Source organism: Sphingomonas sp. CROZ-RG-20F-R02-07 (genome assembly GCF_022662335.1).
In the GTDB taxonomy this organism is placed as follows: domain Bacteria; phylum Pseudomonadota; class Alphaproteobacteria; order Sphingomonadales; family Sphingomonadaceae; genus Sphingomonas.
Genome location: NZ_JAKNQJ010000023.1, coordinates 1 through 20706, shown reverse-complemented (window position 1 = coordinate 20706; position 20706 = coordinate 1). Strand labels below are relative to the sequence as shown.

The window sequence follows — 20706 nt, the reverse complement described above, 5'->3', positions numbered from 1 at the left end:
CGAGCAATCGGCGTGAAGGCGCTGATCGCGGTGGCGGCGCTGCTGGCGACCGCCGCGGCGCCCGCGCCCGAGGGCACGCTAACGGTGCGCGTAGGCAATGTCCGCAACGCGAGCGGCCGCGTCCATGTCGATATCTGTCCCGAGGCGCGCTTCCTGAAGGACGGCTGCCCCTATAGCGGCGCGGCGCCGGCGGTGACGGGAACGACCGTCGTGGTCGTCCACGGCGTGGCACCCGGCCGCTATGCCATCCAGGCCTATCACGACGAAAATCGCAACGGCAAGGTCGATCGCAACTTCCTGGGGCTGCCTAAGGAAGGCGTCGGCTTTTCGAACGATGCGAAGATCGTGCTGTTTCCGCCGCGCGCCCCGCAATGGGCGGACGCGAAGTTGGACTTTGCCGGGCCGACCCAGACGACCATGCTGAACCTGCGCTATTTCATCGGCGCGTCCGGGCCGGGCTGAGGCGATGCGGGCGTTTCTGTCCGGGCTCGTCCCGGCCGCGGTTTCCGCCAGCATCCGCCGCCCGTGGTGGACGCTGATCGCTGGCCTCGTCCTCCTCGCGCTGGCGGGGCTGTACGCGGCAGGCCATTTCGCGATGACCACCGATACCGATGCGCTGATCTCGCCCAAGGTCGAGTGGCGGCGGCAGGCGGCGGCGATGGACGCGGCCTTTCCGCAGCGCAGCGACGTGCTGGTGCTGGTGATCGACGGCCGCACGCCCGAGCTGGCGGAGGACGGCGCCGCGCGCCTCGCCGCCCAACTCGCGACCGATCCGGCGCATATCCGCCGCGTCCAGCGACCCGATGGCGGCGCGTTCTTTGCGCGCGAGGGGCTGTTGTTCGGCAGCGTCGCGTCGGTCCGCGCGGCCACCGCGGCGCTCGTCGCCGCACAGCCGCTGCTGGGGCCGCTCGCCGCCGATCCGACGCTCCACGGCGTCACCACCGCCTTCGGCAGCGTGCTCGACGGGGTGGAACGCGGCGACGCGACGTTCGACCGCGTCGACGCGCCGATGCGCGCGATGGCGGATGCGATCGACGCCCGGCTGGCGGGGCGCCCGGCGTTCTTCTCGTGGCAGAGGCTGTTCGCCGGTGGCGGCGGATCGCTCGCCGCGCCGACGCGGCGGCTGGTGCTGGTACAGCCGGTGCCCGATTTCGAATCGTTGCAGCCGGGCGAGCCGACGCGCGCGGCGATCGCGCGCGCGGCGTCATCGCTGGGACTCGACGCCGCGCACGGCGTCCGCGTGGCGCTCACGGGGGATCTCGCGCTGTCGGACGAGGAGTTCGGCACGCTCGCGGAGAATATCGGCTGCGTCGGCGCGGTGATGCTCGGAGCCATGCTGGTGACCTTGTGGTTCGCCACGCGGTCGCTGCGGCTCGTGGCAGCGATCATGCTGACTATCGTCGTCGGGCTGGTCGTCACCACCGCGACCGGGCTGATGGCGGTGGGGCGGCTGAACCTCATCTCGGTCGCGTTCATCCCGCTGTTCGTTGGGCTTGGCGTGGATTTCGGCATCCAGATCGCGGTGCGCTTCAACGCCGAGCGCAATGACGGGCTCGCGGTGCCCGATGCGCTGCGGGCCGCGGGCGCCGCGCTCGGCGCGCCGCTGTTGCTGGCGGCGGGTGCGGTGTTCCTGGGCTTCGGCGCGTTCCTGCCCACCGCCTATGTCGGGATCGCCGAACTGGGCGTGATCGCAGGGTTGGGCATGGTGATCGCGCTGGCGCTCGCGGTCACTTTGCTGCCCGCGCTGATCGTCCTGCTGCGGCCCGCGGCGCCCGTTCGGGAGGTGGGTTTCGCCGCGCTGGCGCCGGTGGACGCGTTCCTCGCGCGGCGACGGTGCGGCGTGCTATGGGCATTCGGCGTGTCGACCGCGGTGTCGATCGCGCTGTTGCCGCTGGTGACGTTCGATTTCAATCCACTTCATCTGCGCTCACCGGCCAGCCCGGCGATGCGCACGCTGGCCGACCTGACGCGCGATCCCGATCGCACGCCCAATACGATCGACGTGCTCGCCCCCGATCATACCGCCGCGCAGGCGATCGCTCGGCGGCTGGCGGCGCTGCCCGCGGTCGCGCGCGTGATCGATCTCGACAGCTTCGTGCCCGACGATCAGCCGCCCAAGCTGGCCGCGATCGAGGATGCCTCGACGCTGCTCGACCTGACGCTCAACCCGTTCGACCTGGCCCCGCCGGCGGACGACGGCGCGCTGGTGGCGGCGCTGAACACGACCGCGCTGCGCCTGCGTCGGGCGGCGGGGCAGGGCACCGGGCGGGGTGCGGTGGACGCGCGGCGGCTGGCCGAGGCGTTCGCGCGCACCGCCGCCGCGCCGCCGGCGACGCGCGCGGCGATCGACGCGATGCTGTCGCAGCCGCTGGCGGTGATGCTCGATTCGGTGCGCGCGTCGCTCCAGGCGCAGCCGGTGACGCGCGCGACGCTGCCCGCCGAGATCGTCCGCGACTGGGTGGCGCCGGATGGCCGCGAGCGCGTGCAGGCGAACCCCAGCGGCGATGCCAACGACAATGCCACCATCCACCGGTTCCGCGATACCGTGCTGGCGGTCGCGCCCGCTGCCTCGGGCCTGCCGGTCGCCACCCAGGCGGCGGCGTTCACCATTGCGGGCGCGTTCGTGCAGGCGGGCGCCATCGCGTTCCTGCTCGTCAGCCTGTTCCTGTGGCTGGTGCTGCGCGACCTGCGCGAGGTGCTGTTCACGCTCGCCCCGGTGATCCTGTCGATCTTCCTGACGCTCGGCACCTGCGTGGTGATCGGCCAGCCGATCAACTTCGCCAACATCATCGCCTTTCCGCTGCTGTTCGGCGTCGGCGTGGCGTTCCACATCTATTTCGTGATGGCCTGGCGCGGCGGCGCGACGAATCTGCTGCAATCGGCACTGGCGCGTGCGGTGCTGTTCAGTGCGCTGGCGACGGGCACCGCATTCGGCAGCCTGTGGCTATCCGACCATCCCGGCACCGCGAGCATGGGCAAGATCCTGATGATCTCGCTCGCCTGGACGTTGGTGTGCGCGCTGGTGTTCGAGCCCGCGCTACTGGGGCCCGTGCGGACGAAGCGTCAGCGTCGCTGATTTGTCCTTGCACCGTTCGTGCTGAGCCTGTCGAAGCACGCCCGCCGCGATCGAGTCTTCGCGTCCGGAACAGGCCGTTCGACAAGCTCAGGGCGAACGGAGCGAGGGACGTCCTCAAACTCTATGGCTTGGGCGCCGCCGGGTCGGTCAGCGGATCGCTCAGTTCGGGCGCTCCCGATTCGAGCTTTGGTGAAGGCGGCGCTTGCGTGCTGGCGGGATCGGCGAGCGGGTCGCTCAATTGGGACGCGCCGGAGTCCGGTTTCGGCGGCGGGGTGTGCGTGCCGGCCGGGTCCGCCAGCGGCTCGCCCAATTCGGGGGCGGGCGGGGCGGCGGCAGTGCGCGTGCCCTTCAGATGCGCGATCTCGCCCGCGCGGTTCTGCAGATAGACCGAGCGCAGCGTGGCGTAGCGATCGACCGCACCCGCATTCAGCGCCTTCAGATCGTCATCGGCCTCGGCGCGGGTGTCGAGGCCCGTCGTGACCCCCTTGACCACTTGATAGTCGATCCGGTCGAACGGTTCGCCGATCGCGATCGGCAGGATCAGCCCGTCGCCCTGGCCGCCGAGGAAATCGCGCAGCGTCGTCGGCCCGAACAGCGGCAGGAAGAAATAGGGGCCGGGCTTCACGCCATAGAAGCCGAGCGTGTCGGCAAAGCCGTTCGGCCGGTGCGGCAGGCGCACGCCCGGCGATTTGGCGAGATCGACGGTGCCGGCAAGGCCCAGCGTGGTGTTCACGGCGAAGCGCCCCAGCGTCTCGATCGCCTTGCCGGGTTTGCGCTGCAGCAGGAAGTTGAGCGCGATCACCGGCTCGCCCAGATTGCTGAAGAAGTTGCGCAGCGCGGTGCGCAGCGGCCTCGGCAGGATGTGCGTGTAGCCGATCGCGGCGGGGCGGAAGACCGCGCGGTCGAACCGCTCATGCCCGCGGAACACGCGGCGGTTGAGCCGTTCGAGCGGATCTCCCGGCGCATGGCGGGCCGCGGCGGCGGGTGTCGCCGCGGGCTCGGGATCGGGCGCCACGGTCGCGGCGGCGGGCAGGGGGGGCGGCGCCGGGTTCTCCACCAGGATCACGGGCGACGTTCCGGCCGGCACGCCCATCGATGCCGCGGCGACCAGCCCCGCGACCGGGGCGAGCGCCAGGATCAACCGCCGACCTTCGCCGACAGGTCGTTCAGATGCGCCACCAGCGCCTTGGCGCCGCCGCTCGCCAGCACGCTAGCGAAGTCGGCGCGACGGGTGGCGAGCTGGCTGATCGCATTGCGGTAGAACACGTCGATGATCCGCCAACCCTGGCCGCCGTCGCGCAACCGATAGGAAAGCGAGACCGGGCCCGATTTGCTCGACAGCGTGGTCTTGACCAGCCGGTCGCCGCCGCGCGCCTCGACCTTCGGGTCGATCGCGAAGCTCTGGCCCGAATAGCCGTCGAAGTTGCTCGCATATTGCGCCAGCGTCAGCCGGCGCACCGCGGCCACCAGGGCGACCTGGTCGGCGGGCGCGATCCCCGTCCACGCGCTGCCGATCGCCAGCCGGGTCGTCAGCGGCAGGTCGAAGCTGCGGTCCACCACCGGCGCGATCTGCGCGATGCGACCGCGCATGCCGGCGGCCTTGCCCGCCTTCATGATGGCCAGCAGACCGTCGTCGAGCGCCTTGACCGGCGCGGCCGCGGGATCGGTCGCCTGGGCCAGCGCCGGGGCGGCCACGAGCGCGAACGGGGCGGCGAGCAGAACGAGCGAGGATCGCATGGAAAACGGCTCCTGATACGGGATGGCCGGCCGCTTACTCTCCTCGCCGGGGCAGGTCCAGCGTGGGGCCTAGCGGCGCTTGGGTGCGCCCATGAAAATCTTTCGACTTTCGCCCCTGCCTTGAAAAGAGTAATCGCACTGCAACATGGGTGGACGCTGCCCGACCCGCCCACCCCCGACCCGCCCAGCCACGGAGACATGGTGAACGCCATCCAGACCAGCGAGCAGGAGCCTCTCAAGGTGATCCTGGCCCAGCCGCGCGGTTTCTGCGCGGGCGTGGTCCGCGCGATCGACATCGTGGAGCGTGCGCTCGAACGCTATTCGGCGCCCGTCTATGTGCGCCACGAGATCGTCCACAATCGCCACGTGGTCGACAAGCTGAAGCGCAAGGGCGCGATCTTCGTCGAGGATCTGACCGAGATCCCGGCCGGCGCGATGACGATCTTCAGCGCGCACGGCGTGGCGCGCAGCGTGCAGGAAGAGGCCAAACTGCGCGAGCTGCCCACGCTCGACGCCACCTGTCCGCTCGTCACCAAGGTGCATGTGCAGGGCCGCCGCTATGCGAAGTCCGGCCGCACGCTGGTGCTGATCGGGCATGAGGGCCATGCCGAGGTGATCGGCACGATGGGCCAGATCGATGCGCCGATGCACCTCGTCTCCACACCTGCGGATGTCGCCGCGCTGCCGATCGCGACGACCACGCCGATCGCCTATGTCACGCAGACGACATTGTCGGTGGACGACACGCGCACCGTGATCGAGGCGCTGGAGACGCGGTTCGACGACGTGATGGGCCCCGACGTGTCGGAGATCTGCTATGCCACGCAGAACCGGCAGAGCGCGGTACGCGATCTGGCGCGAGTCTCCGATCTCCTGATCGTGGTGGGTTCGCAGACCAGCTCCAACTCGAGTCGCCTGCGCGAGATCGGCGTCGAGATGGGCGTGCCGAGCTATCTGATCGACGATGGCGAGGGGCTCGATCCGGCGTGGCTGGACGGAGTCGCCGCGGTTGGCATCACCGCCGGCGCCTCGGCACCCGACGAGCTGGTCGACAGCGTCATCGCCGCGCTTCGCCGGCTGCGCCCGGTCACGGTGTCGCAGCTCGACGGCGTCGAGGAAAACATCGAATTCAGCCTGCCCCCCGAGCTGCGCGACCGCAAGGCTCCCGTCGCCGCTGCGGCGCAATAGGAACACCGCCATGAGCCTTCCCCTTTCGCAGCTCGCGCGTATCGGCGCCTATACGCTCAAACAGCATATCAAGGGCGGCAAATATCCGCTGGTGCTGATGCTGGAGCCGCTGCTGCGCTGCAATCTGGCATGCCCCGGCTGCGGCAAGATCGACTATCCGGATGCCATCCTCAACCAGCGCCTGTCGGTGCAGCAATGCATGGACGCGATCGACGATTGCGGTGCGCCCGCCGTCTCGATCGCCGGCGGCGAGCCGCTGCTGCACCGCGACATGCCCAAGATCGTCGAGGGCTATATTGCAAAGAAGAAGTTCGTGATCCTGTGCACGAACGCGCTGCTGATGAAGAAGAAGATCGACCAATATACGCCGTCGAACTATTTCACCTGGTCGATCCACCTCGATGGCGACAAGGGCATGCACGACCATGCCGTCGATCAGGACGGCACCTATGACGCCGCGCACGAGGCGATCCTGCTGGCCAAGGCCAAGGGTTTCCGCGTTCAGGTGAACTGCACCGTGTTCGATGGTGCCGACCCGGCGCGGCTCGCAAGCTTCTTCGACGAGATGGAGCGGCTGGGCGTCGAGATCACGATCTCGCCCGGCTATTCCTACGAGCGCGCCGCCGATCAGGAGCATTTCCTGACGCGCGAACGCACCAAGAATTTCTTCCGCGACGTGTTCCGCCGAGGCGATGGCGGCAAGGCGTGGACCTTCACCAACTCGCCGCTGTTCCTCGATTTCCTGGCCGGCAACCAGACCTATGAATGCACGCCCTGGTCGATGCCGCTGCGCACCGTCTTCGGCTGGCAGAAGCCCTGCTATCTCGTCGGCGAAGGCTATGTCGAAACCTTCGCCGAGCTGATGGAGGGCACGGATTGGGATCAGTACGGCGTCGGGCGGTACGAGAAATGCTCGAACTGCATGGTCCATTGTGGGTTCGAGGGCACCGCAGCGACCGATTCGATCCGCCATCCGCTCAAGATGTTCGCCATCGGTCGCAAGGGCGTGCGGACCGAAGGACCGATGGCGCCCGACATCGACCTGTCGCACGCACGGCCCGCCGCGGACGTCCATTCGAGCCATGTCGAGCAGGAACTGGCCCGGATCAAGGCGGCCGATCCCGAGGGCTTCAAGCGGACCCAGCGCGCCGCCTGAGGGCCGCGGGCGCTACCCGGTCAGGCGCAACCTTCGCCAACTTCGGCGGTGCGTCTAACCCGGAAGCGCCATGCGCGGGCCGATCCGGACCGCGCCGCGCTTCAGTTCGCGCATCGCCTTGGCGAAGCCCGCGCTGGTGCGGGCGATGTCGGCGATCTGGCCGGGGCGCGCCGCCACCGACCGCAGCATCGCCTTGCCGTCCACGCCGCCATCGGGCCGCATGCTGACGGTGATCGCATGCGGCAGCAGGTGACGCGCGCCGTCCGACACGCAGCGCACGATCGCGAACGGCAGTCCGCGCGCCTGCGCCACCGCGGCCGCGACATGGCTTTCCATATCGACCGCAAGCGCGCCGTGGCGTTCCCCCAGCGCCAGCTTTTCCGAAATCGTGTCGATCATCCGCCCATCGGCATAGAAGCCGCCGATCCGCGCGCCGGGCAGGGCCGCAGCGAGCGCGTGAGTCCACGCGGGATCGCAGGCGAGCTCGGTTGCGCCCCACAATCGGTCCGCCACCACCCAGTCGCCAATCGCCAGCCCGTCGGCCAGCGCGCCCGTCATTCCGAAGCTGACGATCCCCGCAGCGCCGGCGGCGGCCGCCTCGATCCGGCCGCGCAGCCCCACGGGATCGCCACCGCCCGCGACCGCCACGATCCCGGCGAGCGGCGCCACGCACGCCACTTCGCGGTTGAACCCGGTCGCGACGACGACATGGCCGCTCACATGCCATACTCCACGACGCGCCCATTGGCGCGCTTCAGGTTGCGGTAGCGCGCCATCGCCCAGAGCGGGAAATATTTGGGATAGCCGTGATAGCGCAGGTAGAAGACGCGCGGGAAACCGCCGCCGGTATAATGTTCCTGCCCCCATAGGCCGTCCGCAGCCTGATGCGCCTGCAGCCAGCCGATGCCGCGCGCCACCGCCTCGTCATCCACCCCGCCCGCCGCCATCAGCGCGAGCAGCGCCCAGGCGGTTTGCGACGCGGTCGAGGGGGCGGGGCGATAGCCGGCGTAATCGAGCGCATAGCTCTCGCAATCCTCGCCCCAGCCGCCATCCGGGTTCTGGATCGCCTTGAGCCATGCGGCGGCGTTCGCCACCATCGGGTCCGCGTCGGTCATACCGGCGGCGTTCAGCGCGCAGAGCACCGACCAGGTGCCGTAGATATAATTGACGCCCCAGCGCCCGAACCAACTGCCGTCCGTCATCTGCTCGCGCGCCAGATAGCCTAGCGCCGCCTTCATCCTCGGCGAATCGCGCTCGCCCATCTGCGCCAGCATCGAGACGCAGCGCGCGGTGACGTCGGCGGTGGGCGGGTCGAGCAGCGCGCCGTGATCGGCAAAGGGCAGGTTGTTCAGATAATCGTGCGTGTTGTCCGCATCGAACGCGCCCCAGCCGCCGTTGCGCGATTGCAGACCGACCGTCCATTCCACCCCGCGTTCGATCGCCACATCGTTCGCCGGCCCGATGCGGCCGCGGCCGCGGTCCATCGCCATCACCACGACGGCGGTGTCGTCCAGATCGGGATAATGGTCGTTCGCATATTGGAACGCCCAGCCGCCGGGGCGCACGTCGGGGCGGACATCCGCCCAGTCGCCCTTCACGTCTAGCACCTGGCGCGGGCGGAGCCAGTCGAGCGCCGCGTCCGCACGATCGGTTTCGCCCGCCTCCATCATCGCGTGCGCGGCAAGTGCGGTGTCCCACACCGGAGAGACGCAGGGCTGGCAATAGGCCTCGTCCTCGCCGACGACGAGCAGCCGTTCGAGCGACTCGCGCGCCATCGCCCGGTGCGGATGATCGGCGGGGTAGCCGAGGCAGTCGAACATCATCACGCTGTTCGCCATCGCCGGATAGATCGCCCCCAGCCCGTCGACGCCGTTCAGCCGCTCCACGACGAACGCCACGCACGCGTCGATCGCCCGCTGGCGCAAGCGCCTGGGCCAGAGCCGGTCGCCGCGTTTCAGCGCGCGATCGAGCGCGGTGAAGCCCAGTGTCCATAGCGGCGTGGTGTCCGCCTTGCTCGCGGGCTCAACCATGTCGCCGGTATAGAGTTCGTCCACCAGGATGCCGCGTGCGTTGCGCGCCTTGGGCTTCAGCGCGGCCAGAACGAGCAGCGGCACGACGACGGTGCGCGCCCAATAGGACATCCGGGCCAGCGTGATCGGAAACCAGCGCGGCGCGAGGATCAGTTCGGGCGGCATCGTCGGCACCGTCTCCCACGGCCCCGCGCCGAACAGCGCGAGCTGGATGCGGGTGAACACGTTCGCCGCCGCGGCGCCCCCCGCCGCCAGGATCGCGCCGCGCGCCGCGGCCATGTGCGGCGCATCCGCGGGATCGCCGATCATCTTCAGCGCATAATAGGCCTTCACGCTGGCACTGACGTCGAACGCGCCGGCATGGAACAGCGACCAACCCTGATGTTCGGCGGACTGAAGCCGCCGCAGATAGCGGCCGATCTTGGCCTCGAGCCCCGCATCCACCGGCTCGCCGAGATAATGGCGCAGCAGGATATATTCGGCCGGGATGGTGGCGTCCGCCTCGAGTTCGAACACCCAATGGCCGTCGTCCTGCTGCGCGGCGGCCAGTGCGGCGGCGGCGCGGTCCACCGCCTGATCGATCGCGGGGAGGGAGGTAAGCGTTCCGTGCATCACGCAAGCGTTACAGCGATGCGCGCGTCATCGCCAGCGCCGCCGCGGTTTCGCCCGACCGGATCGCGCCCTCGATCGTCGACGGCAGGCCCGTGCGGGTCCAGTCGCCCGCCAGGAACAGGTTGCGCCAGCGTGTGCGGGCCGGCGGGCGCAACGCATCCTGCTCCGGCGTCGCGGCGAAGGTGGCGCGCTTTTCCTTCACCACCTGCCAGCGCGGCATCGGCGCGTCGATCCCGAGCGCGGCGCCGATATCGGCCCAGAAGCCGCGGGCCAGATCCTCGCGGTCGCGGTCCACCAGATGGTCGGCCGCACTGACCGTTACCGACAGCCGATCGGGAAAGGCGAACACCCATTCCGCGGTGCCGCCGAGCAGCCCCAGCATCGTCGGTGCACCGACGGGCGCCGGAAAGGCGAAATGGCCATTGACGATCGCGCGGTGTTCGGTCGGCACGGCCAAGCCGGGCACGAGGTCCGCCGCGACCCAGGCGGGAAGCGCCAGCACCACCGCCGTGTCGGCCGCGACCGGTTCGGGCCCGTCGCCCCAGTCGAGCGCGACGACCCGGTCGTCCTCGAACGCCAGCGCGCGAAGCCGACGCCCGAGCGTCACGGGCGCGCCTTGGTCGGCAAGCCAGGCGATCGCGGGATCCACGAAGGCGGCGGCGAGCGTGGGTTCGGCGATCCGCGGGCGCATCGCCCGGCCGCCCTTCGCCACCGTCTCGCGCAGCACCGCACCGGCCAGCGCCGCCGAACTCTCCGCGGGCGCGGTGTTGAGGGCTGCGAGCAGCACGGGCTCGAGCAGCTTCGTCCACACCGGCCCCGCCGTCGGGATTCGCGAATCGATCCGCACGTCGCCGCCCTGCAACAGGCGCGCGAGCGGCAGATAGTCGGCGATGCGGCTGCCCGGCACGCGGCGGCGCTTCGCCCCGATCCACCAGGGCAGCGGCCCGTCGTTGATCCGCACCGTCCAGCGCTCGCCGGTCCCGAGATGGCAGAAGGCGTAATCGGCATGGGGCGGTCCCGCGAGCGGCGCCGCCGCACCGATCATGGACCGGAACCGCGCGACGGCGGGATTGCCGGAGAGGACGAGATGATTGCCATTGTCGATCGTCAGCCCGAGCTGGCGATCGTGATAGGATCGGCAACGCCCACCGGCCTGCGCGGCCGAATCGCGCACGTCCACCGCCACGCCGGCCCTGGTTAGAACGACTGCCGCCGACAATCCGGCGAGCCCCGCACCCGCCACGGTCGCGCGCGCGAAACTCACCGGGCGAGGCTCAGCCGCAGCACCGTCCAGAGCAGCCCTACCTTCGACACGCGGATGCGCGCGCGCGGCGGTTTCCAGCCGACCGCCTCCATGCGGTCGAGCACCTTGCCATAGGCCGCCGCCATCAGCCGCGGCGCGATCAGGTTGCCGCGCGGCCGCTTGGCCAGGATCGCGCGGGCCTGCGCATAATGGCCGCGGGCTTCGGCGGAGAGCGCCCGCGCGGTGGCGTCGATGCGGGGATCGGCGACGACGCGTTCGGGCGTGGTGAGCGCGATTCCCGCGCCTTCCAGCAATTCGGCGGGCAGATAGACGCGACCGATCGCGGCATCTTCGTCGATGTCGCGCAGGATGTTGGTCAACTGAAGCGCCCGGCCGAGATGCCAGGCGAGCGCGATGCCCGGCGCCTCGTCCATGCCGAAGATCCGCACCGACAGTCGCCCGACGGCGGAAGCCACCCGGTCGCAATAGAGATCGAGCTCCGCCATCGTCGGCCAGCGCACGTCGCCGGCGACATCGGTGGCCATGCCGTCGATCACCGCATGGAAATCGGCGCGATCGAGATGGAAGCGGTGCACCGCCTCCGCGACGATGGCGGCCTGCCCGGCGGGGCCGCCGGCGTAGAGCGAATCGATGTCGGCGCGCCATGCGTCGAGCGCGGCGGCGCGGCCGGCGCGGTCGCCCTGCTGGTCGTCGGCGATATCGTCCACCGCGCGGCAAAAGGCATAGACCGCGTACATCGCTTCGCGCCGCGCCTTGGGCAGCACGCGCATGCCCGCATAGAAGGAACTGCCCGCGACCTGCGCCTGGAGCGCGCCGGGAGTCGCCTTGGGATTCATGCGCGCATCCTCGCGAAGACTTGGCCGACGAGCGCGCCCGCGGCGAGCGCCGCGCCCTCATAGGGGCGATGATGGACGCGCTGGCTGAGCGGATCGCGCGTCAGCAGCCGGTGCGTCAGGCTTTCGGCGAGACGCTGGATGATCGCGACCTCGGCGGCGAGCCGGCGGTCGCGAATCTGGCCGGCGAACCCCGCGCTCTGGCGCAGCAGATCCTGCGTGCGCCGCGCGCAGGCGACGATCGTGGCGCGAAGCGCGGGGGACGCCGCCGGGGCACCCAGATCCTCGACGCGCGCGCCCCCGGCCGCCAGCATGTCGAGCGGGATGTAGACGCGGCCGATCGCGGCATAGTCCTTCGCGCAATCCTGCAGATGGTTGATGATCTGGAGCGCGGCGCACAAGGCGTCGGAGGCCGGCCAGGTCGCGCGGCTCTCGCCGTGCACGTCGAGCACATAGCGGCCGACCGGCATCGCCGAGACTCGGCAATAGCCGATGAGTGCGTTCCAGTCGGCATAGCGATCCACGCTCACATCCCGCACGAACGCGTCGAGCAGATCCTGTGCATGCGCCGGGTCGATCCCGCGCTCGGCCATCACCGTGCCGAGCGCGAGCGCCGCCGGATCGTGGCCTTCGCCCGACAGCCCGCGGCGCATCTCGGCCAGCAGCCCGAGCTTTTCGGCCGGCGCTGCGACGGGATTGTCGGCCACGTCGTCGGCGGCGCGGGCGAAGCGGTAGAAGGCCATGATCGGCGCGCGCGCGGCGGGCTTCAGCAGCACGCTGGCCACCGGGAAATTCTCCTGGCGATGGTCCTTGCCGGACGCGAGCGTGGACGCCTTCGTCACGGGTGGCCGACCGGCGCGTGTGTCCGACCCTTCCACATGCCGCCGCGTCCCCGCTCGTGCGCCCAGGCCGAACGCAGCGTGCATCCGGCGTAGAAGGTGGCGATGCCGGGAAGTGCCGGCCCCCACAAGGGCGACGCGCGGTAGAAGCGCAGCATCGGCTGGAACGCCATCGCCATCAGCGCCCAGGCGATCAGGCCCAGCGCCTGCGCCGGGCCACGCGCGAACAGCGCGAGCAGCGGCGGCACCGCATAGACGATGGCAAGACCGACGATCGTGCCCGCCAGCTTCACGCGGCTATGACCGAGCTGCGTATAGGCCGAGCGCGCGATCATCGCCGCGATCGACTCCACATCGTCATAGGGGCGGATGCTGCGCGAACGATCGGTGAGGCCGAGCCAGATCGGACCCTGCCGCTTCATCAGCGCGCCGAACGCGCAATCGTCGATCAGCGCACCGCGGATCGCGGCGATGCCGCCCGCGCGCTCCAGCGCATCGCGCCGCACCAGCATGCACCCGCCCGCCGCCGCGCCGGGCCCGCGCCCGTTCACCCGCGCGAACGGGTAGAGCATCTGGAAGAAGAACACGAAGGCGGGGATCAGCGCGCGTTCGGCCAGCGTCTCGCAGCGCAGCTTCGCCATCAGCGACACCAAAGCGAGCTTGCGCGATTCGGCGCGGGCGACGAGGCTGCGCAGCGTATCGGGCGCATGCGCGATATCGGCGTCGGTCAGCCAGAGATAGCGCGGAGTGCCCGCGTCCGCGATCCCCTGCGACACGGCCCATAGCTTGCCCGTCCAGCCCGCGGGCAAGGGCGCGCCGGCGATCGTCGTCAGCGCCGTGCCGCCCTGCGCGGCGGCGACGGCGGCGGTGCCGTCGGTGCTGCCGTCGTCGACCAGCACGATCCGGAACGCGCCGGGGTAATCCTGCGCGGCGAGGCTGGCGATCGCCGGCCCGATCACCGCCGCCTCGTCGCGTGCGGGAACCACCGCCACGACATCGGGCCACACGCCGGGCGCGGGCGGGGGGAGGACGGTGTCGCGCTCGCGCGCGCGCCAGAAGCCGCCATGGCCGAACACCAGCACCAGCCAGATCAGCAGCGACAGCGAACCGAGCGCGATCACCGGATCATCCCCGCGTCCGCGAACCAGGCGATCGCCGCGCGCAGCGCCTCGGCATAGGGACGGTGCGTATAGCCGAGTTCGCGCTCGGCCTTGGCGGAGCTGTAGAACATCCGGTGCTTCGCCATGCGCAGCCCGTCCATCGTCAGGAACGGCTCCTTGCCCGTCACGCGCGCCAGCGCCTCGTTCGCCCAGGCGAGCGGGAAGAGCGGTCCGCGCGGCAGCCGCACCGTCGGCGGCTTGCGCCCGCGGATCGCGGCGATCGTGGCCAGCATATCGCCCAGCGCGACGTCCTCGCCGCCCAGCACATAGCGTTCGCCGATTCGGCCGCGCTCCAGCGCAAGCAGGTGGCCGCGCGCGACATCGTCGACATGGACGAGGTTCAGCCCGCTGTCGACGAAGGCGGGCATGCGGCCGTTCGCCGCCTCGACGATGATCCGCCCCGTGGGCGTCGGCCGCACGTCACGCGGGCCGATCGGGGTGGAGGGATTGACGATCACTGCGGGCAGCCCGTCGCGGACCATCGCCTCGACCAGCCGCTCGGCGACCACCTTGCTGCGCTTGTACGCGCCGACGACGTTCGTCTCGGTGGCGGGGCGGGTCTCGTCGGCGGCGCCGTCGGCAGCGGGGAGGAGCGTCGCGACGCTGCTGGTGTGGACGATCCGCGCGACGCCTGCCGCGTGTGCCGCCGCCATCACCACGCGCGTGCCCTCGCGGTTGTTACGGACGATCTCTTCGGGATCGCGTGCCCAGAGCCGGTAATCGGCGGCGACGTGGATCAGCGCCGACGCGCCCGCCATCGCCGCGGCCACGGCGCCGGGATCGCGGATATCGCCTTCGACGATCTCGCCGCGGAAGTTGGCCGAATTGGCACGCACGCTCGTGGCACGGACCAGGCCGCGGACCGGGCGGCCGGCGTCGGCGAGCGCGTGCGCGACCGCCGAGCCGACAAAGCCCGACACCCCCGTCACCAGCACCGTACCCTTTGCGTGTTCCTGCATCGCCGCGGCTATAGCGTGCTGGCGGCCGAGGAAAAGGCCGGCTTCAGCCGAGCATCTCGCGCACCAGCGGGATCACGCGCGTCCCATAGAGTTCGATACAGCGCATCAAGCGCGAATGGGGCAGTGGACCTGCACTATATTTGAGCTGGAAGCGCGACAGGCCGAGCGTCTTCACCGTCGCCGCGATCTTGCGCGCGACCGTTTCGGGCGAGCCGATATAGAGCGATCCGCGATCCGCTTCGTGATCGAACTGCGCGCGCTGCATCGGCGGCCAGCCGCGCTCCTTGCCGATGCGGCCGTGCATCGTACGGTAATCGGGCCAGAATTCCTCGCGCGCCTGCGCATCGGTATCGGCCACATAGCCCGGCGAATGGACGCCGATCGGCTGCACCGGCCGCTTCGCCTCGGCAAAGGCGCGGTGGTAGAGATCGACGAACGGCCGGAACCGCGCGGGCTCGCCGCCGATGATCGCGAGCAGCATCGGCAGATCGTAGCGCGCGGCGCGCACCACCGATTCGGGGCTGCCGCCGACGCCGATCCAGGTCTTCAGCAGGCCCTGCTCCACCGGCGGCACGACGCGCTGGTCCGCCAGCGGCGGCCGGATCGACCCCCGCCACGTGACCGGCCGCCCCTGGCGGATATGGGCGAAGAGATCGAGCTTCTCGCTGAACAGCCGCTCGTAATCCTTCAGGTCGAAGCCGAAGAGCGGAAAGGATTCGGTGAACGATCCGCGCCCCAGGATCACCTCGGCGCGGCCGCCGCTCGCCGCGTCGAGCGTCGCGAAGCGCTGGAAGACGCGGATCGGATCGTCCGAGCTGAGCACGGTGACCGCCGAGCCGAGCGCGATCCGGCGCGTCTGCCCGGCGATCGCGGCCAGCAGGATTTCGGGCGCGGACACCGCGAAATCCTCGCGGTGATGCTCGCCCACGCCGAAGAAATCGACGCCCACCGCGTCCGCCAGCACGCCTTGCGCGATCACGTCGCGGATCACCTGCGCATAGGAGACGGCCGCGCCGGCCGCGTCCGCGGTGACGTCGCCGAAGGTGTCGAGGCCGAAGCTCAGTTCCGTCATCATCCGTTCCTTTCGTGTCCGCCCGGCCCGTTCAGCTCGACCGTGTGGGGTCGGTCATCGGATCCGCCAGCTCGCGCGGGCCGGGCGCGGGCGCGGTCGGCAGCGATCCCGTCTGGCGCTCGATCATCCGGTGAACCCGGGGCGATTCGCCACGGTTCAGCGCGGCAAGCGCCTCGCCATTGGCGGCATCGGCCTGGGTCCGGCGCTGATTGTGGCGGACATAGTCGAGCCAGGTGGGAAGCTGATAGCGCTCGATCCAGAGCTCGGGATCGGCGAGATCGCGCATCAGATGCCATTGGCGCGCCCCGTCGCGGCGGCGGATCCGGCCGCGCTCCTCCATCACGCCCAGGAAATGGACCACATCCTCCTCGGCGATGCGGTAGTCGATCGCGATGATGACGGGGCCGCTGCGGGGCTCGATCGGCACCGCGGTCTGCGGCTCGGTCCAGCGCGCGAGCGGGTCGAGGTTGAGATCCTGCACCTGCGGCAGCGCCAGCCGAAAGCCGAGCAGCCCGCCGGCAAGCTGGAACGCGGCGGCGGCGAGCAGCGCGTCGCCCACGCCGTGATGTTCGGCGATCAGGCCGAACACCCAGCTGCCCACCGCCATCCCGCCGAACGCGGCCATCTGGTAGAGCGCCAGCGCACGGGCGACGACCCAGCGCGGCGAGGCGAGCTGCACCGTGACGTTGAAGGTGGAGAGCGCGAGCACCCAGCCGCCGCCCGCCAGCATCAGCGCGGCCACCGTCAGCGGCAGCATCGTGCTGAGCCCCGTGACCGCCGCGCCGGTCGCCAGCGCCAGCGTGGCGACGCGGACGATCCATTCGGTGGTAACCGTCCGCCGCAGCCGCCCGCTGAGCAGCGCGCCGCCCACCGCGCCGATCCCGAACGCGCCGAGCAGCACGCCATAGGTGAGGGGGCCGCCCGCCATCCGGGTGCGCGCGACGAGCGGCATCAGCGCGGAGATCGCGCTGGCGGCGATGCCGAACAGGCCGGCCCGCAGCAGCACGATGCGGATATTGGGCGAGGCCGCGACATAGCGCAGCCCCGCGCCCATCGCGACGCCCAGCCGTTCGCGCGGCAGCAGCCGCGGCGCACGATCGGGATGCCAGCGCGCCAGCACCGCGATCAGCCCCAGGTAACTCACCGCATTCGTCAGGAACGCCGCGGCCGCGCCCGCCGCGGCGACGATCGCGCCGCCGATCGCCGGCCCCAGGCTGCGCGCGATGTTGAACCCCATCGAATTGAGCGCGATCGCACCGGGCAGCGCGGCGCGCGGCACCATGTCGCCGACCGAGGCCTGCCAGGCGGGCCCGTTCATCGCGGTGCCGCAGCCGATCAGGAAGGTGAAGCCGAGCAGCCACCAGGGCGTGAGGATCCCCGCCCACGCGAATCCGGCGAGCACCACCGACACGACGAGCATGAAGCTTTGCGCCCACAGCATCACCAGCCGCCGATCGAGATTGTCCGCCACCGCGCCGGCCCAGAGCGACAGCAGCATGATCGGCAGCGTGGTCGATGCCTGCACCAGCGCCACGAGTTGCGGCGAGGAGGCGAGCGACGTCATCATCCACGACGCGCCGACCGACTGGATCAGCCCGCCGAAATTCGACGCCATGCTGGACAGCCAGATCGCGCGGAACACGGGGATGGCGAGCGGGGCGGGCGGCCGATCGGCGGTGGGGACGGGCATCGCCGCCGCTTGCGCTCCATGGGCGAGCTTGCCAACCCTTTCCGCCACGTTATGCCGCCCGCGCAGGTCAGGGGGGTAGGGAGCAGGCCGATGATCGACCGGATCGACCATTTCGCAGGGAGGGCGCAATCGCTGGAGGCGACGCGCAATTCCGGCGGCGACCGGATCGCGGCGAGCGTCGACGAAGAGGGCGTGTGGAGCGCGGCCGTCTTCCACTCGTGCTTCCCTGGCGAAGGCCGGGGCCCAGGGGGGAAGGCCTTCGTAACGAAGCGCGGCGCATCGTCGCGCAGGTCCCCCGACCGGGCCCCGGCCTTCGCCGGGGAAGCAGGAGCAGGGGCTTGGCGATGACGGCACGCGCGCCCGACGCATCCCATCCCCACGGCTTCGCCGACATCGTCCGCGTCGCCAGCGGCAATTTCCTCGAAATGTATGATTTCATGGTGTTCGGCTATTTCGCCGCCGCCATCGGCCAGGCCTATTTTCCGGCGGGCGACGCGTTCGGCACATTGCTCAAATCGCTGGCGACGTTCGGTGCCGGTTTCCTGATGCGGCCGCTGGGCGCGATCATACTCGGCGCGTTCACCGATCGTCACGGGCGGCGCGCGGGGCTGCTGCTCACGCTGTCGCTGATGTGCCTCGGCATCGTGACGCTCGCGGTGACGCCGGCCTATGCGACGATCGGCGTGCTCGCCCCCGTGCTCGTGCTGTTCGGGCGGTTGCTCCAGGGTTTTTCCGCCGGCGCCGAACTCGGCAACGTGTCGGTCTATCTGGCCGAGATCGCGCCGCCGGGGCGCAAGGGCTTCTACGTGTCGTGGCAATCCGCCTCGCAACAGGTGGCGGTGATCGTCGCCGCGCTCGTCGGCGTGGCGCTCACCGGCGTGCTGACCCCCGCGCAACTCGCCGCCTGGGGCTGGCGGGTGCCGCTGCTGCTCGGCTGCGCGGTGGTGCCCTTCGTCTTCCTGGTGCGGCGGCATCTGCGCGAGTCGGCGGATTTCGCGGCGCGGACCGACCATCCGGATCTGCGCCGGATCGCCGCGGCGCTCTGGACGGCGCGGGGGCGCGTGCTGGCCGGGATGGCGCTGGTGCTGATGACGACGGTCAGCTTCTATATGATTACGGCCTACACCCCCACTTTCGGCACGTTGCTCCATCTGCCCGAGCGCGCCAATCTGTGGGTCACGGCTGGGGTGGGCGCGTCCAACCTGATCTGGCTGCCGCTGATGGGCGCCGCGTCCGACCGGATCGGGCGCAAGCCGATCCTGATCGCGTGCACAATGCTCGCGATCCTCACCGCCTATCCGGCGATGGCGTGGCTGGCGGCGGGGCCGAGCGTGGCCAGGCTGATCGCGGTCGAGCTGTGGCTGTCCGCGCTCTACGCCAGCTACAATTCGGCGATGGTGGTGTATCTGACCGAGATCGTGCCGCCTGCGGTGCGCGCTTCGGGTTTCAGCCTGGCCTATAGCCTCGCCACCGCGATCGGCGGGTTCACACCTTATATTGTCACACTTGCGATCCATGCCACGGGCAATCTCGCCATGCCCGGCGTGTGGCTGACGCTCGCGGCGGCGATCAGCCTCACGGCGACGCTGCTGACGGAACGGAAGCCTGTGATATGATCGGACGGCCCCTTTCATGATCGAACGGATCGCGTTGATGCTGGCGCTCGGCGCGGCGGCGTCGGCCGCCTCGGCGCAGGACGCGGGCCCCGCGGAGGGATCGCCGATCGCGGTGCACGGTCAGGCCACCTTTGTCGTGCAGGCGACGCCCGGCTTCGCCTCGCCCTATACGGGGCCGCAGAGTCTGGCGCCCGATCAGGCCAGGGAGACGTTCGACGCCACCGCCTTTGTCGGCCTGCGGCCGGCCGCGGGCACCGAGATCTGGGCGAATCCGGAAATCGACCAAGGCTTCGGCCTGTCGAACACGCTGGGCGTGGCCGGCTTCCCCAGCGCGGAGGCGTATAAGGTCGGCAAGTCGGCGCCCTATCTGCGCTTGCAGCGGCTGTTCGTGCGGGAGACGATCGATCTGGGCGGGGCGGCCGAGACGGTAGCGGGCGTCGGAGACCAGTTCGCCGGCACGCGCACCGCGAACCGCATCGTGCTGACGGTCGGCAAGTTCGGCGTCGGCGACGTGTTCGATACCAACAGTTATGCGCATGATCCGCGCAGCGATTTCCTCAACTGGTCGATCGTCGACGCCGGGTCGTTCGATTATGCCGCGGACGCCTGGGGCTATAGCTACGGCGTCGCGGGCGAATGGTACGCCGGCGCGTGGACGCTGCGGCTCGGCGGGTTCAACCTGTCCAGGGTGCCGAACGGCGAGACGCTGGAAACCGGCTTCGGCCAATATCAGGTGGATGCGGAGCTGGAGCGGCGCTTCGCCATCGCCGGGCGTGCGGGCGCGGCGCGGCTCACCGTGTTTCGCAACCGGGGGCGGTTCAGCCGGTTCGACGATGCGGTGGCGCTGGCGGCGGCGACCGGACAGCCGGTCGATCCCGCACTCACCCGGCGGCGGATGACGCGGATGGGCGTGCACGCCAATCTCGAACAGGCGGTGACCGGTACGCTCGGCCTGTTCGCGCGCGCGGGCGTCGCCGACGGCGCGATCGAGCCCTATGACTTCACCGATATCGACCGCACGATCGCGGTGGGCGGCCAGTGGCGCGGCAAAGGCTGGGGCCGCGCGGCGGACCGGATCGGTCTGGCGATCGTGGCCAACGGCATCTCCGACGCGCATCGGCGCTATCTCGCCGCGGGGGGTCTGGGCGTTCTGATCGGCGACGGCCGGCTCGTGCATGCGGGCGCGGAGGGGATCGTCGAGACCTATTACGACTTGGCCGCCGCGAAGGGCATCGACGTCACGCTCGATTACCAGTTCGTCGATCACCCCGGTTACAACCGCGATCGCGGGCCGGCCAACGTCTTCGCGCTGCGCCTCCACGGCGGCTTCTAGGCTGGGGCCGCGCCGCGTTTGGCGAGCGGTTCCGCGAAAAAAGTGAATCACGTGACGATTTCGCTTGCCGAATCGGGGAGCCCCACCTAAATCCCCTTTCACCGCAGCGGCGGGCCACACGGTCCGCTTCTACGGTCACCA

At 70.4% G+C, this 20706-nt stretch carries 18 protein-coding genes; 7 read left to right on the top strand and 11 right to left on the bottom strand.

Annotated elements, in window-relative coordinates; all coding sequences use genetic code 11:
• Both L8H00_RS17810 and L8H00_RS17805 read left to right on the top strand, forming a co-directional pair.
• On the top strand, nt 1-462 hold a 462-nt coding region (locus L8H00_RS17810), incomplete at its 5' end, for a DUF2141 domain-containing protein (RefSeq protein ID WP_277924559.1).
• Between the two features lie 4 nt (nt 463-466).
• Complete coding sequence (locus L8H00_RS17805) at nt 467-3076, top strand: MMPL family transporter (RefSeq protein ID WP_242098646.1); 2610 nt, start codon at nt 467-469, stop codon at nt 3074-3076.
• Between the two features lie 121 nt (nt 3077-3197).
• Here the strand turns inward: L8H00_RS17805 and L8H00_RS17800 are convergent, their stop codons facing one another.
• Both L8H00_RS17800 and L8H00_RS17795 read right to left on the bottom strand, forming a co-directional pair.
• A complete protein-coding gene (locus L8H00_RS17800; protein ID WP_242098645.1) occupies nt 3198-4217 on the bottom strand; it encodes a VacJ family lipoprotein in 1020 nt (339 codons plus the stop codon).
• Nucleotides 4214-4813, bottom strand: a complete 600-nt coding sequence (locus L8H00_RS17795) for an ABC transporter substrate-binding protein (RefSeq protein WP_242098644.1) — start codon at nt 4811-4813, stop codon at nt 4214-4216. The genes L8H00_RS17800 and L8H00_RS17795 overlap by 4 nt, the downstream gene beginning before the upstream one ends.
• 210 nt (nt 4814-5023) lie before the next feature.
• Between L8H00_RS17795 and ispH the strand changes: the two genes are divergently transcribed.
• Both ispH and hpnH read left to right on the top strand, forming a co-directional pair.
• Nucleotides 5024-6001, top strand: coding sequence for a 4-hydroxy-3-methylbut-2-enyl diphosphate reductase (ispH, locus tag L8H00_RS17790; protein WP_242098648.1), 978 nt, complete (start codon nt 5024-5026; stop codon nt 5999-6001).
• Nucleotides 6002-6011: 10 nt separating this feature from the next.
• Nucleotides 6012-7157 carry an adenosyl-hopene transferase HpnH gene (gene hpnH / locus L8H00_RS17785; protein WP_242098643.1) on the top strand — a complete coding sequence of 382 codons (1146 nt, stop codon included), beginning with the start codon at nt 6012-6014 and terminating at the stop codon, nt 7155-7157.
• 54 nt (nt 7158-7211) lie between these two features.
• Here hpnH and L8H00_RS17780 read toward each other — a convergent pair whose 3' ends face one another.
• From L8H00_RS17780 to L8H00_RS17740, 9 genes are read right to left on the bottom strand one after another with little or no spacing between them, the layout of a single operon-like run.
• A complete protein-coding gene (locus L8H00_RS17780) occupies nt 7212-7877 on the bottom strand; it encodes a phosphorylase (protein ID WP_242098642.1) in 666 nt (221 codons plus the stop codon).
• Entirely contained in the window at nt 7874-9799 is a 1926-nt protein-coding gene (gene shc / locus L8H00_RS17775) for a squalene--hopene cyclase (RefSeq protein ID WP_242098641.1), read from the bottom strand. Before shc ends, L8H00_RS17780 begins: the two co-directional genes overlap by 4 nt.
• A gap of 10 nt (nt 9800-9809) precedes the next feature.
• Nucleotides 9810-11063 (bottom strand): hydroxysqualene dehydroxylase HpnE, encoded by a 1254-nt coding sequence (hpnE, locus tag L8H00_RS17770; protein WP_242098640.1) that lies wholly within the window; start codon nt 11061-11063, stop codon nt 9810-9812.
• The gene (hpnD, locus tag L8H00_RS17765) at nt 11060-11899 is read right to left on the bottom strand and encodes a presqualene diphosphate synthase HpnD (protein WP_242098639.1); all 840 of its coding nucleotides are present in this window, start codon (nt 11897-11899) and stop codon (nt 11060-11062) included. Before hpnD ends, hpnE begins: the two co-directional genes overlap by 4 nt.
• On the bottom strand, nt 11896-12738 hold the full coding sequence (hpnC, locus tag L8H00_RS17760) for a squalene synthase HpnC (protein WP_242098638.1): 843 nt from the start codon (nt 12736-12738) through the stop codon (nt 11896-11898). The genes hpnD and hpnC overlap by 4 nt, the downstream gene beginning before the upstream one ends.
• Nucleotides 12735-13856 carry a glycosyltransferase gene (locus L8H00_RS17755; protein ID WP_242098637.1) on the bottom strand — a complete coding sequence of 374 codons (1122 nt, stop codon included), beginning with the start codon at nt 13854-13856 and terminating at the stop codon, nt 12735-12737. Before L8H00_RS17755 ends, hpnC begins: the two co-directional genes overlap by 4 nt.
• Nucleotides 13853-14854, bottom strand: a complete 1002-nt coding sequence (hpnA, locus tag L8H00_RS17750; RefSeq protein ID WP_242098636.1) for a hopanoid-associated sugar epimerase — start codon at nt 14852-14854, stop codon at nt 13853-13855. Before hpnA ends, L8H00_RS17755 begins: the two co-directional genes overlap by 4 nt.
• Before the next feature lie 43 nt (nt 14855-14897).
• Nucleotides 14898-15926, bottom strand: coding sequence for an LLM class flavin-dependent oxidoreductase (locus L8H00_RS17745; protein ID WP_242098635.1), 1029 nt, complete (start codon nt 15924-15926; stop codon nt 14898-14900).
• A gap of 31 nt (nt 15927-15957) precedes the next feature.
• Nucleotides 15958-17616, bottom strand: a complete 1659-nt coding sequence (locus tag L8H00_RS17740; protein ID WP_242098634.1) for an MFS transporter — start codon at nt 17614-17616, stop codon at nt 15958-15960.
• 90 nt (nt 17617-17706) lie between these two features.
• Between L8H00_RS17740 and L8H00_RS17735 the strand changes: the two genes are divergently transcribed.
• From L8H00_RS17735 to L8H00_RS17725, 3 genes are read left to right on the top strand one after another with little or no spacing between them, the layout of a single operon-like run.
• Complete coding sequence (locus tag L8H00_RS17735; RefSeq protein WP_242098633.1) at nt 17707-17964, top strand: hypothetical protein; 258 nt, start codon at nt 17707-17709, stop codon at nt 17962-17964.
• Nucleotides 17961-19232 (top strand): tricarballylate/proton symporter TcuC, encoded by a 1272-nt coding sequence (gene tcuC, locus L8H00_RS17730; RefSeq protein WP_242098647.1) that lies wholly within the window; start codon nt 17961-17963, stop codon nt 19230-19232. Before L8H00_RS17735 ends, tcuC begins: the two co-directional genes overlap by 4 nt.
• Before the next feature lie 16 nt (nt 19233-19248).
• Nucleotides 19249-20565 carry a carbohydrate porin gene (locus L8H00_RS17725; RefSeq protein WP_242098632.1) on the top strand — a complete coding sequence of 439 codons (1317 nt, stop codon included), beginning with the start codon at nt 19249-19251 and terminating at the stop codon, nt 20563-20565.
• Nucleotides 20566-20706: the final 141 nt, after the last annotated feature.